At 57.9% G+C, this 13282-nt stretch carries 11 protein-coding genes; 3 read left to right on the top strand and 8 right to left on the bottom strand.

From position 1 onward, the window contains the following. Positions 1-2: 2 nt before the first annotated feature. From OHL22_RS03355 to OHL22_RS03340, 4 genes are all read right to left on the bottom strand, one after another. The gene (locus OHL22_RS03355; protein ID WP_263333212.1) at positions 3-1115 is read right to left on the bottom strand and encodes an XdhC family protein; all 1113 of its coding nucleotides are present in this window, start codon (positions 1113-1115) and stop codon (positions 3-5) included. Positions 1116-1179: 64 nt separating this feature from the next. Then, positions 1180-3456: a xanthine dehydrogenase family protein molybdopterin-binding subunit gene (locus tag OHL22_RS03350; protein ID WP_263333210.1), complete on the bottom strand. Its 2277-nt coding sequence runs from the start codon at positions 3454-3456 to the stop codon at positions 1180-1182. Between the two features lie 25 nt (positions 3457-3481). After that, positions 3482-4459 (bottom strand): FAD binding domain-containing protein, encoded by a 978-nt coding sequence (locus tag OHL22_RS03345; RefSeq protein WP_263333207.1) that lies wholly within the window; start codon positions 4457-4459, stop codon positions 3482-3484. Between the two features lie 127 nt (positions 4460-4586). After that, complete coding sequence (locus tag OHL22_RS03340; protein ID WP_263333205.1) at positions 4587-5288, bottom strand: (2Fe-2S)-binding protein; 702 nt, start codon at positions 5286-5288, stop codon at positions 4587-4589. A gap of 273 nt (positions 5289-5561) precedes the next feature. On the opposite strand from OHL22_RS03340, the gene OHL22_RS03335 reads away from it, so the two are divergent. Together OHL22_RS03335 and OHL22_RS03330 are read left to right on the top strand one after the other, a co-directional pair. Continuing rightward, positions 5562-6041: a nucleoside deaminase gene (locus OHL22_RS03335; RefSeq protein WP_263333203.1), complete on the top strand. Its 480-nt coding sequence runs from the start codon at positions 5562-5564 to the stop codon at positions 6039-6041. Positions 6042-6142: 101 nt separating this feature from the next. Continuing rightward, positions 6143-7060 carry an alpha/beta hydrolase family protein gene (locus OHL22_RS03330; protein ID WP_263333200.1) on the top strand — a complete coding sequence of 306 codons (918 nt, stop codon included), beginning with the start codon at positions 6143-6145 and terminating at the stop codon, positions 7058-7060. 29 nt (positions 7061-7089) lie between these two features. Here OHL22_RS03330 and OHL22_RS03325 read toward each other — a convergent pair whose 3' ends face one another. From OHL22_RS03325 to OHL22_RS03310, 4 genes are all read right to left on the bottom strand, one after another. After that, the gene (locus OHL22_RS03325) at positions 7090-7656 is read right to left on the bottom strand and encodes an outer membrane protein (RefSeq protein ID WP_263333198.1); all 567 of its coding nucleotides are present in this window, start codon (positions 7654-7656) and stop codon (positions 7090-7092) included. Between the two features lie 140 nt (positions 7657-7796). Further along, a complete protein-coding gene (locus OHL22_RS03320) occupies positions 7797-9722 on the bottom strand; it encodes an APC family permease (protein WP_263333196.1) in 1926 nt (641 codons plus the stop codon). A gap of 68 nt (positions 9723-9790) precedes the next feature. Then, a complete protein-coding gene (locus OHL22_RS03315) occupies positions 9791-12229 on the bottom strand; it encodes a PAS domain S-box protein (RefSeq protein ID WP_263333194.1) in 2439 nt (812 codons plus the stop codon). A 176-nt stretch (positions 12230-12405) separates the two neighbouring features. After that, entirely contained in the window at positions 12406-12975 is a 570-nt protein-coding gene (locus OHL22_RS03310) for a YybH family protein (protein ID WP_263333192.1), read from the bottom strand. Between the two features lie 156 nt (positions 12976-13131). Here OHL22_RS03310 and OHL22_RS03305 point away from each other — a divergent pair, with 156 nt between their 5' ends. Beyond that, complete coding sequence (locus OHL22_RS03305; protein ID WP_263333190.1) at positions 13132-13266, top strand: hypothetical protein; 135 nt, start codon at positions 13132-13134, stop codon at positions 13264-13266. Positions 13267-13282: the final 16 nt, after the last annotated feature.

Raw genomic sequence — 13282 nt, 5'->3', positions numbered from 1 at the left:
CTTCACGCAGATGCTTCCATGCGAGCGGCCTGGGCATTTGATCGCAGTTCACTCAATGACTTGCCGGTAGTGTGGCTCAGGCATTGCTGAATTTCCGCTATCGCTGCAAGTGCGATGTCTGCCGGTGTGTTGCCGCCGAGGTCGAGCCCCATCGGTGCATGCAGGCGGTGCATCCAGAAGGCAACGCGATCTTCAATCGATGCCGATCCGGAGCGTTCAGCGGCAAGAGTGGCAAGGATCTGCTCCGTGCGGCGTCGAGGGCCTAGTACACCGATGTAAGCGAGGTTCTGGTCCAGCGCGAAGCTGAGCGCGCATGTGTCTTGTTCAAGGCTGTGCGTGAGTAGAGCGGCAGTGTCACCCGGGCGGGTTGTGAGGCTGGACAGGATGTCAGGGGTGGGAGCGTATACTTCGTGCGCTTCGGGGAAACGAACCCGTGTGGCGAGATGCGCGCGTCCGTCGAGGACGGTAATGAACCAGCCCATCTGGCAGGCGAACTTAACGAGCGGAATTGCGTCGTCTCCTGCGCCGAAGACGAAGAGGCCTGTGCGGGCCGGTAACCACTCGACGAAAACCCTGACGGTTTGACCTTCATTTTCGATATTGGTGCAGAAGGTATGACGGTTTAGAAAACTCTCGTAAGCGAGGTTGGCTACGCCTGTATTCCAATCCTGCTCGATGGTGTCATCGGGCCAGAAGGCTCGCTGACTGGTGTTGTCTCCATCGAGGATTGTGGCAATGGCGAGAGGCTCGCGTGAGTTGAAGCGGTGGGCGATTTGCTCCATGACGGCGTTGGCGGTGACGCTGCGTTCGAGGAAGACGTGAATTATGCCTCCACAGCCCATGCCGTAAGGAACATCACCATCGTCGGGGTGGGTGGAGTATTGGCGCAGGACGGGGCCGGACTGGGTGTACCAGAAGGCTTTTCGGGCTACTTCGGCTTCGAGGCATCCTCCGCTGATGGTGCCTACGTGCTGGCCATCTGCAGTGACGATCATGCGAGCGCCGGGTTTGCGGTAGCCGGAGCCATCGACCTGCACGACCGTTGCGAGCACGTAGTCCTGCCCGGAGCTGGAGAGCTCGCGCCAAAGGGGCAGGATCTGATGCAGGTCACTCATTACGGATATTGTAGTTTCGATGCTGTGAGCGATTCCACTGGGCGCTGGGCGAGATATAGCAGCCTTACGCCTCGCGGATGTTTGACTTGAGTAAATCTTCGATGCGCACGGGCAGTTCGCGTACGCGGATTCCGGTTGCGTGGTAGACGGCTGCGGTGATGGCTGGAGCTACCCCGGCGAGGCCGATTTCGCCTACTCCTCGTGCTCCGTACTCGTTCATGACAAGGTCGGGATAGTCGAGGAAGGTTACGTCGATGGTGGGTGAGTCGGGGCAGGTGGCAACCAGGTAATCGGCCATGCTGCCGTTGATGGGCTGCCCATTGCGCTGGTCGTAGCGGGTTTCTTCGAGCAGGCCCATGCCTACGCCCATGACGACGGCACCCATGATCTGATTGGCGGCGGCTTTGCGATTGATGATTTTGCCGCCGTCGATGACGGAGACGACGCGGCTTACGCGAAGGCGGGCGATGTCAGGCTCCCACTCGACTTCGACGAAGACGGCGGAGTAGGAGTGGAGCGAGAAGTCTTTGGCTTTGGGATCTTCAAAGGTGGAGACGGTGCGGCCCTGGCCGGTGACGCCGCTGACGCGGGCGATGCGAATGATCTCCTCGAAGGGAATGCCTTGATGATAGGGCTGGTCGCTGGGATGGACGAAGCCTGAGGTTAGTTCGAGTTTGGCTGCGTCGTGGTTGTGATGCGGCGAGCCCTCGGTTTCAACGGCGAGACGCAGCAATGTGCGTTTGGCGTTGTCGCAGGCCATGACGAGAGAAGGAATGCAGCTTGCTGTGGCCCATGAGCCGCCGGACATTGCGCCCTCTGGATGCGCAGTATCGCCGAGGAAGACGTCGATGCGGTCGAGCGGGACGCCGATCTTGTCATGCAGAACCTGGGCGAAGATGGTGTAGGTGCCGGTGCCGATGTCCTGTGTGGCGGAACGGACGCAGACGCGGCCGTTGGGGCATAGCTCGACGGAAGCGTTGGCGCCGAAGCGGAAAGCTCCCCAGCTTGCGGCGGCCATGCCCCAGCCGAGGATTTTGCCGGCCTGGCTGCCTGTGCCGCGCATGGAGCCGATGGCGGGGTTGCGCTTGCTCCAGCCGAATTTTTCGCGACCAGTTTCGAGGCATTCCTTGAGGTGGCGTGAGGAGAACTTTTGTCCTGTGCTCTCGTCTTTTTCTGGTTCGTTGCGGAGGCGAAGCTCGACTGGATCGATGTTGAGCGCGATGGCCATCTCGTCCATGGCGGACTCCATTGCGAAGAGGCCGGGGACTGCGCCGGGGCCGCGCATGGGAGACGGTGTGCCGGTGTTGCGCTGGACGAGTGCTGAGGTGACTTCGAGATTGGGAACGCTGTAGAGGTAAGGCGTACACTCGCCGCAGCCCTCGTCGATGTCGTCAATGAAGGAGGTGTGATTGAGGTAGTCCTGGCGTAGGGCGACGAGCTTGCCGTCTTTGGTGGCACCGATCTTCATTTGCTGTTCGCAGCGTGGGCGATGGCCGACATTGGAAAACATCATGCGGCGGTTGACGCTTAGCTTGACGGGGCGGTTGAGGCGCTTTGCCGCGACCGCGGCCATGGCGGAGTGAGGCCATGGGAAGAGCTTGCCGCCGAAGCCGGAGCCCAGATATTTGGTGATGATCTGCACGTTTTCGCTGGGGATGCCGAGTATTTGGGCCATGGCGAGCTTGGCATTCCAGACGCCTTGCGTTGTTTCGTAAAGGGTGACGTTGTCACCATCCCACACGGCGACACTGGCGTGCATCTCGATGGGGTTATGCGTTTCTACGGGAGTGACGTAAAGCTGATCGACTTTGACGGGCGCTTCTTCATAGGCTTTGTTGACGTCGCCACGTTTGGAAACGGATTTGCGCTTGCCTGCGTAGTCAGCGAGGCTTGGCTTGAGTGATGCGGGCGCTGAGTCGTATTCGACCTGGACGGCTTTGGCGGCGGCGGTTGCCTGCTCGAGGGTTTCGGCGATGACGACGGCGACGTACTGGCCCCAGTAGAAAATTCTGGTGTCTTCGAATGGTGGCCGGGCTTCGCTGGATGTGGCGCTGAAGTCGTTGGGAATGACGCGGTAGAGCTTGCCAATATTGTCTTTGTGCAGAACGAGCAGGACGCCGGGCATGCTCTCAGCTTTTGCTGTGTCCAGCTTGCGAATCGTGCCGTTGGCGATGGTGCTTTGAACGGGGACGGCGTGGACGAGATTGGGGAAGTGAAAGTCCGCGGTATATTGCGCCGTACCTGTGGCCTTGAACGGTCCGTCGATGCGGGGAACTGCTGCGCCGATGATGCTGGTGGTTGCGGTGTTCAGGCTTGCGTCATCCATTGCGCCGTTCGCCATGGTCTTTCTCCTTGCTCCGAATTGCTTATGCGGTGGCTACTTTGAGTGCGCGTATAACGCAGCGCTTTGCCAGCTCTACCTTGAAGGCATTTTCTGTGTGAGGCTTTGCGCCGCGCAGGGCTGCTTCGGCGGCGGCCTGGAAATGAGCGGGGGTGGCGGGTTTGCCGGTCAGGACTGCTTCCGCTTCGTGGGCTCGCCAAGGGCGGGTGCCGACGCCTCCCATGGCGATGCGAACGGAGTGAATGTGTCCGCCTTCGACTCTGGCTACGACTGCGGCAGATGCCAGCGCGAACTCGTATGAGGCGCGATCGCGGAGCTTGAGGTAGTGCTGTTTGGTGCTGATGGCCGGCGGGATCTCAACGTGAGTGATGAGCTCGCCGGGTTCAAGGACATTTTCGATATGGGGCGTGTCGCCGGGGAGCTTGTAGAAGTCGTTGATGGGGACGCTGCGCTTGCCTTTGGGACCTTCGATGAAGATGAGAGCTTCGAGCGCGGTCATCGCGACATCCATGTCAGAAGGATGCGTGGCGATGCAGTGATCGCTGGTGCCGAGGATGGCCATGGTGCGATTGAATCCGTCGATGGCTGAGCAGCCCGTGCCTGGGTTGCGCTTGTTGCAGGGGCCTGCGGTGACATCGCGGAAATAGGGACAGCGCGTGCGCTGGAGAAGATTGCCGCCTGTTGTGGCCATGTTGCGGAGCTGTGGGGATGCTCCCGAGAGGAGTGCTTCGGAGAGGACGGCGTATTTTTCTTTCACCGTGGGATGGAAGGCGAGGTCGCTGTTGCGGACCATGGCGCCAACGCGGAGGCCACCGTTGGGCAGGGACTCGACCTGGGCAAGTGGAAGGTCGTTGACGTCGACGAGCGTGGAGGGGTTTTCCACGTAGAGCTTCATGAGATCGACGAGGGTGGTGCCGCCGGCGATGAATTTGCTGCCGTCGCTGGAAGCGGAGCTGACGGCTTGATCGGTGCTTGCGGGATGCAGGTAGTTGAACTGATTCATTCCGACCCCCAAACCTTGCTGGTTAGGTATGTGGCGTGCGACGTTGCGGGTGTTCGATCAAAAAAATGCGCGTTTGCTAGAGATCAGTTTGCGACGGGTCAACTTGCGTACGGTCAGTTTGGGCAGATCAGGCCGATGCGTTGCCGCGAACCTGTTTCACCGCGGCGAGGATGTTGGGATAGGCACCGCAGCGGCAGATGTTGCCGGCCATGGCCTGCTTGATGTCTTCGTCGGTTGTGCCGATGGGCTCTTTAAGTAGCGCTACAGCCGACATGATCTGACCCGAGGTGCAGTAGCCGCACTGGTAGCCATCGTGTTCGACGAAAGCTGCCTGCATCGGATGAAGATTGCCGGGCTGGCCGAGGCCCTCGATGGTGGTGACTTCCTTGCCTGCGGTCATGATTGCGAGCGTCAGGCAGGAGTTTACGCGGCGTCCGTTAACGTGGACAGTGCATGCGCCGCACTGGCCGTGGTCACAGCCTTTCTTGGTGCCGGTGAAATAGATGCGTTCGCGCAAGAGGTCGAGCAGGGTTACGCGGGGATCAAGGCCGGTGAGGTCGTAGCTTTTGCCGTTGATGGTTGTCGAGCGAGAGATGGATGGGTTTTCCTGGGCTGGAGGCGTGCCTGACTCCTCTTCCGCCAGGGCGAAAGTGCCTGCGCTGACCATGAGACCGGTTGCACCGAGGCCCGAGAGGAAGGTGCGACGGCTGACGCGTCCAAGGTTGCTGGGGATGCTGGATGCGTCGTCTGTCACGGAGTTATCGGAAGGTGAAAGAGGTTCCAGATCGAGAAGCTGTTGGTCGTCTCGCAGAGTAGGGCGTTCTGCCATGGGGCTCCTCCCAGATGTGCTCATCGTATCTGAAGTCGAGCAGTGTCGGAAAGATGCTTTGACTGACATTTGAATGACAGAAAACCCCATAAAATTCGATTTAGTTGCGATTTCCAGCTACGATTCCAGACGATTTGAGAGGACAAAACCGCCGCTTGCTGGCGTGCTAATGCAGACATCGCAGATATGCAATACGTCCTAAGGAATCTTTGTGATACGGAAGAGGGTCTTTATGCTGAAAAGACGAATCGAATTTCGATTGAGGAAATGACATTGTCCAACGTAACGGAGCAAGAACTCGCGATGTACCGGCAGATGCTTGCCGTTGCTATTGAAGAAGCTCGGGAAGGATTGGCCGAGGATGGGATTCCGATTGGAGCGGCCATGTTTCGAAAAGACGGAACGCTGCTGGGCCGGGGACACAACCGGCGGGTGCAGGAAAAGGACCCATCGATTCATGGTGAGACGGATGCGTTTCGCAAGGCGGGGCGGCAGACGAACTATCGCGATTGTGTGATGGTGACGACTCTGGCGCCGTGCTGGTATTGCAGCGGGCTGGTGCGGCAGTTCCGCATTGGGACAGTAGTGGTGGGTGAAAGCCGCAATTTTTCGGGCGGTGTGGAGTGGTTGCGCGAGGCGGGGGTGAATGTCATTGATCTGGACAGCACCGAATGCGCGGAGCTATTGGCGGGCTATATCGAGAGCCATCCTGAAGTGTGGAATGAGGATATTGGCGAGTTGCCGCCAGAGTAACGAGCGCTGCGGTCGTGGTGATGCGGGGCTATCGCGATATATTCGGCATTGCTGTGCGCGGATATTGTGGACGCATCTAACCGCATCAGAGAGAATCGCTCATGTCCTTGTCAAAACGCATGTTTTCCTTCGTTCTCGCGATTGCGCTTTCTGCCATTTCCCTGCACTCGGTAGCGCAGCAGACTCCTGCTGCGCTGACGGCGGATCCACCGGTGGACAAGGTGCATCCGGCATCGATGGAGTCTTTCCAGATATCGAGCCATGGCGACAAGATGAATGCGATCGCCTACATTCCTGCAGGTGCAGGAGTGCATCCAGTGGCGATTGTCTTTCACGGTTTTCCGGGCAATGAAAAGAATTTGGATCTGGCGCAGGCGATTCGACGTGCCGGCTGGGTGAGCGTGTTCTTTGATTATCGCGGGAGCTGGGGGACGCCGGGAGCATTTTCTTTTACGCATGCGATGGAGGATTCGGAAGCTGCGGTGGCGTTTCTGCGCGAACCGGCGAACTCAGCGAAGCTGCATGTGGATTCAAAGCGGATTGTGCTGATTGGACACAGCATGGGCGGCTATATGGCTGCGCACACGGGAGCGCATGATTCCGGGATTCTGGCGGTAGGGCTGATTTCAGCGGTGAATCTGCATGACTGGGCGCAGTTGGGCGTCAATACTGCTGATCCAAAAGCTGGCGAGGCTAAACTCGCGGATCGCCTGGCGGCTAATCAGATTGCTTCGCTGGCTGGGTGTACGGCAGATTCTCTTGCCAAGGAGATGCTGGAGCACCGTGATGACAAAAACTGGAATTTTGTCGAGTATGCAAACTTATTTGGAACACGGCCCCTACTAGTGGTGAGTGCGAATGATGGATTAATGCCGCAGACGGACCGGTTGATTGGCGTGGTAAGGAAAAATCCGGACGCGCATGTAACAGCGGTTCATTTCGCTACGGATCACAGCTACTCGGATCAACGGATAGCGATGGAAACAACGGTCCTTAATTGGCTCGCTTCCTTAAAGTAACGAGCCGATTAAGGGAAAGTCGCTGGATCTTAGAAGTGGTACGCGAGACCGCCGGAGGCGCGGCCGTTGGAATAGGTGTTCGGGGAAAATCCGAGGTTATTCGGGTCCTGGGTTGTAGCTGAGAGAATGGCATCTCCTGAAACGCGCACGGAAAGATGGTTTGACAGTGCGTATTCGACGCCGCCACCGAAGGCGTAGGCGAAGGAGATGTTGGGTTTGATGCTTGCGTTGCTCGTGTGCTCGCCGCCAAAGAGGACGTGGATGAAGCCGGTGATTTTGTCCGAGGGGATGAAGAACTGCGGACCGGCCATGAAGGTGGTGGTGCGCGGCGAAACGAGCGAGCTGCTGGAGTAGACGAAATCACCGAAGTCGACTTCGCCGCCGAACCACTTGTTCAGTTTCGCGTCTCCGCCGACGTTGAAGCCGACGAGCGCGGAGGAATTCTTTACCTGGTTTGCACTGATATAGTCGGCGCCAGCAAAGACTTCATAACGTTGAAACGGGATGGGCGCGTCGGCGGGGGGAGTTGATACCTGGGCCGCGAGCGACGCGGGAAAAATCAGAGTCAAAACAGACAGCAAAAACTTACCCTTCACTCAATGCTCTCCTGAAAACCGTCTCCGGGCTTGCAAACGCACCCCGGCGCAGTCTGTACTTTGCCGATGCTCAATGCTTAGACGGGCCAAACTGGAATCCGGCAATTCTTTTCCAGCTTATCAGTCCGGGTCAGTCCGGGTCAGGCCGGGGGTTGCGTGGCAGCAAGATGAGGTTCTTCCGTCAAAGGATCCTCCCGGTCAAGGTACCAGGGGATATTGATGACGACGATGTTCTGCATTCCGCGCAAGAGCAGGATTAGTTTGAGTACGTTGGCGCGCTGGTTGTGCATGAGGTTTTGCCACCAGTGGCGTACGACAAGCTCCGGAACTAGAACGAGAACACGCCGGTGTTCGTCTTCCTGGGCGAACTGCAGGATGAGATCAAGCATGGGCTGCAGGATGTAGCGATATGGGGAAACCCGCGTGATTAGCTTCGGCACGTCCTTGCCGGCAGCCCGGAAAGGATCTTCGACGAGCTTTTTCCAATCTTTGGAGATCTGGTCTACGGAGTCAGTGGGCTGGATGTGGATGCAGCGGACTTCGCAGGAAAGGGACATGGCGAAGGACAGGGCTTTTTCTGCGACACGACTCCAGCGATCGATGGGCATCACGACGATAGGCGGGCGGGTTTCGGTGACGGCAAAGGGGGTGTCGAGGTCAATCTGGCGATTGACTTTGGCGTAGTGCCGGTTCACGGCTTTCATGATCAGGATCATGCAGGGAATCAGCAGGGCGGTGATCCAAGCCCCTGAGGCAAATTTTGTGACCAGGACCACCAGGGTGGTGATGCCGGTCGCAAAAGCTCCGATGCCGTTGACGACGGCTTTACCGGAATGACCTCCCTCGCGGAGCCAGTGGAGCACCATTCCGGTTTGAGAGAGCGTAAATGCGAGGAAGGCTCCGATGGCGTAGAGCGGAATGAGGCGGTCGGTGACGCCGTCAAACAGGATGAGAAGGATGGCGGTGAGAGCGACGAGAATGTAGATTCCCCAGGAGTAGAGAAGACGGCGGCCGCGCAGGAGGAATATGTGGGGCAGGTAGTTTTTGAGGGCGATGGCGCGGGTGAGGCGAGGGAAGTCGGCGAAGGCAGTGTTGGCCGACAGGGAGAGCACGAGGAGGATGGATGCAATGGTGACGTAGTAGAACCAGCCTCGACCAAGGACAGCACGCGTCAACATGGAGAGGACGCTCTCATAGTTGGGGCCGCCGGGATCCGTTGCTGCGACGTTGTAGGCATGGCAAAGGACCGCAATGCCGAGGAGAAGGACGCCGAGAAGGGCAATGATGATGGTGAGCGCCTTTTTGGCGTTTTTGCGCGCATCGTCACGAAAGGCCATTACACCGTTGCTTACCGCTTCGACTCCGGTCATGGCTGTGCAGCCTGAGGAGAAGACTTTGAGCAGAAGCCAGAGCGTGAGCATTTCAGTGGCAGGTGCGGGTTTTGGTAACTGCGTGACCGGAGTGGGATGTCCGCCGTGGATGGCCATTTGGACGAGACCGACGGCGATGACGATGAGAAGTGTTCCCAGGAAGAGGTAGGTCGGAATCATGAAGACTACGCCGGTGTCGTGAACGCCGCGCATATTGACCAGAGTGAGCAGAAACAGAATGCCCAGGCAGAGGGCGAGCGTGTGCGCCTGGAGGCTGGGAACAGCAGAGATGAGCGCTCCGACACCTGCGGAGATGCCGACTGCCGCGGTTAGGACGTAGTCGATCATGAGCGCGGCGGCTGCGAGCAGGCCTGCATTATCGCCCAGGTTTTCACCGGCTACGGTGAAAGAGCCTCCGCCATGAGGGTAGGCTTCGATGGTCTGGCGATAGCTGAAAAAGACGATCACCAGCAGGGAAACAACGGCGACGCTGACGGGGATGATCTGCTTGACGCCCATGATGCCGAGCGGGATCAGCAGGGTTAATGCGGCTTCCGGGCCGTATGCGGCAGAACTGAGCGCGTCGAGACCAAAGATGGGAATGCCCGCGAGGGAGCCAATGTGCTCAGCGCGCTCTTCGGAGGTAGCCAGAGGGCGGCCGAGCAGAAGATTTAACAAGTCACCGGGAGTTTTCATTAATTATGCCTTCGGTAGTCCTTTTGCAGGGTACACGCCGAAGGCATTGTCTCATGCGGATCTGAAAATTAAGTGTTCGTTTCAGTCTTGCCGGCGGGCAGGGTAAACAGAAACTTACTGCCTTTGCCGGATTCGCTTTCTACCCAGATGCGTCCGCCGTGCTGTTGCACGATGCGCTTGCAGATGGCGAGTCCGAGGCCCGTGCCGCCGAGAGCGCGTGAGTCAGAGGCATCGCCCTGCTGGAAGACCTCGAAGATGACGTCCAGTTTTTCGGAAGGAATGCCGCGCCCCTGATCCTGCACGAAGACGCAGACCTCTTCACGGCCTGTATCGAGGTTCTTTGCGGAGGGGTATGCGCCGAGCTTGATCATCGTTTGAGGCGGCGAGAATTTGACGGCGTTGGTGACGAGCTCGGCGAGGACCTGAAGTATGCGTTCCTGATCGACGTCGACCTTGATGGCGCTCGCGGCATCGAAGCGGAATGTGATTTTAGCCTTCACCGCATCGTCGTGAGCCTTATCCGCTGCGCGGCGGAGTACATCGATGACGGGCAGGGTTTCGCGATTGAGAGACATGGCGCCACGCTCGACTTTGTCAAAGTCGAGGATGTCGTTGACCAGGCGAACAAGCCGGTCGCAGTTGCCGATGGCTACCTCAAGCATCTGCTTCTGTTTTTCCGGACGCTTGTCGAGCTGACCGGAAGAAATAAGACCAAGAGAGGCGCGCAGGGATGTCAGGGGGGTGCGGAGTTCATGACTGACCGTAGAGATGAATTCGTCTTTCATCCGCTCCAGGCGACGACGTTCTGAAATATCCTGAAATGCCACTACCATACCTGCAATTGCCCCCTCATCTATCAATGGACTAGCTACATATTCCACAGGGACAGATGTGCCATCTTTACGCCAGAAGACGTCGTCTCGAATACGAACATCCTGCCGACGCCGCAAACCGAGGAGGATGGGGCAATTTGCCCGAGAATGCGGTGTTCCATCTGCATGACTGTGGTGAATTAATTCGTGAACATCTTTACCATTAAGCTCGTCTACTTTGTAACCGAGCATTTTGGCCGCGGCGGGATTGATAAAACTGAGCTTCCCGCTGAGGTCTATACCGTAGATGCCATCGCCGACAGCGGCGAGAATCAACTCGCGCTGGCGGCGCACTAACTGAAGCTCTTCTTCAGCGCTGTGCTGCTCGGTGACATCCATGCCGTGGGTGAGGACGAAGGAGATGCTACCGGGGAGATCCATACGCCTGCTGCGGAAAGCGATCTGGCGTTCGCTGCCATCTTTACGCAGGAAGGGAATAGTTCCCTGATATTCGCCCTTGGTGATGACGGTCTTGAGGCTTGAGGTAAATTCCGCAAGACCGGCCTTACTCAGGAAATTGGAGATTGGTTTCCCGGTTAACTCTTCTAGAGCGTAGCCGAGGCTATCGGCGGTGTATCCATTGAGGGATGTCAGACGACCGTCGAGTGTACAGGTGAAAACAAAGCCGAGACTGTTTTCGACGACGTGTTTATAGCGCGTTTCGCTGGTGAGCAGTGCCTGTTCTGCCTGCCGCTGGCCGGTGACGTCACTGCCGCTGACGATGAGGTATTGCACTTCCGTGCCCGCTTCCGCACCGTTGGCAAAGGTTGCCCCTGGAACGATAAGGGGGCGGAGGGTCCAGCTCACGCGGCGCGGTGCACCCTGCGCTGTGTGCCAGAGATTTTCGTAGGGCCCGACGGTCTGGCCATTGGCAGCGAGTGCAACCTTGTCCTGTGCCCAGCCATGAGCGTCACGCTCGACGAGGATCTCTTGAATGAAGGAACGGCCAACGATCTCGCCGAGGTGGAGACCGGTGAGGTCTTCGCATGGGCGATTGAAGCGGACCATACGGCCAGCAGTATCCAGAACGGCGACGAGGGCAGGGATGGAGTCGAGCGTGGCGGAAACGAAGTTGCGCTCGATGGCTAGAGCCCGCTCCAGGCGAAGGCGGGCGCGCTGAGCCTGCTCCTGGGCCGCAGAGCGGACGTAGAGCTCCATGCGGGTGACGGCCTGGCGGGCGAGGATGCTGAGGAGGCTTACATGTTCAGCCTGGAACCGGTTGGGCTCGACGGCGAGCATGGCGAGGGTGCCGGCCGGACGATTGCCGGGACCCATGAGCGGTATGCCGAGATAAGAACGACATGGAAGCGCCTCTTCCAGATCGACGCCTTCGGAAGTGAAACGTGCGTCCGCAGCGGCGTCATGAAGCAACAGCGGAGCCGAATCCTTCATGGTCCACCGGCAGGCTGCAGCAACCTGATAGCGATGGCGCGGCACAAAAGCATAGGTGCATTTGAACTGCAGACGGCCGTCTTCGACGGTGCTGAGGTAGGCAAAATCCGCACCGGAGAGGACTACGGCAAGCCGCAAAATTTCCTCGAGCGCCGGGTCTGGAGCTGCTTCGAAGAGGTCAGCTTCGGGCAGGGCTTCCGGTACGTGCCTTTCAGCCCGGATTTTGTCCTCGATTTGAGACATGGCGGCCATTTATCAACGTAACTTGAGTATGGCGGAATGAGGAGAGTTCTGCCCTTGCACAAAACGGGCAAAGACTATCGTCTGCCATGTCCTACCGAAGTAACGCCGACACTGAGGATTTCTCGCTGGGACTACAGTACCCTGAAACACCTTCGTAATCGAGGATTTTGTTTGCTTTATGGGGTGGTCGGGACGCGGCAGCAATCACCTGCATTCGGTGGTTCTTCATTGCTCGCATCCAGCACGACTTTCCAGCTCCCGTCCGGTTCTTTGCGCCAGATGGTGAAGTAACGTCCAGTCGTTACTTTTGCGTTACCATCCGGGTCTTTGCTGCGGCCTTCATAATGCCCCCAGGTATAACCCATGTCCCCGGCTGGGCTCATGACCGCGTCTGTCGGAGTCCATGTGAGCTGATAAGAGGAAGGCGACCAATTGGCAGCGTGGGCAATGGCATCGCGTCCGCGCACTGGCGACTGGCTGTTGGCAATGGTAACTGCATCGTCTGCGAACCATTTTGCGAAAGCTGGACCTCCGCCCTCGGCTGTGTCTTTCGCAAATTTGGCTTCCAGTTGAAAAAGCAGCTCTTTAGAGGGCGAAATAGATGTATCGGATAAGGGATTTGGAGGAGCGTCAGTCTGCGAACCGGGAAGAGCTGTTCCGCCGAGAACCTGGGCGATCAATTGTGGTCCTGAGAAGAGTCCGCATAGCAGAATAAGGCCCGCAATTTTACTGAAGAGGCTTTTCATTTACGATCTCGCATCGCTCCTGATTCTCAATTCTCATGCTACGCCAGGAAAGTGTGTTACCTGGTTACCAGGTTTTGCGTCTAAGGCGGTTAGTTGGCGTTGCAATCTGAGGAACCGTAGGGTTGTTGATGGGTTTGATGTTATCGGAGTCAAAATGTGAAAGTTGCTATAATCAAGATGACGTTGGCCGCCGTGGACCCCGTAGAAGTGGGGTCTTTTTCTTTAGCGTTCCTCATTGGGATAGTTGAGGACGGTATGCAGGCCGCGTTGCGTCATGCGGTAGCAGGTTAGACGCGGAAGGATTCGA

It is taken from the genome of Acidicapsa dinghuensis (assembly GCF_025685685.1).
Lineage (GTDB): Bacteria > Acidobacteriota > Terriglobia > Terriglobales > Acidobacteriaceae > Acidicapsa > Acidicapsa dinghuensis.
The sequence above is the reverse complement of the archived record's forward strand: the minus strand, read 5'-3'. Positions and strand labels throughout refer to the sequence as shown.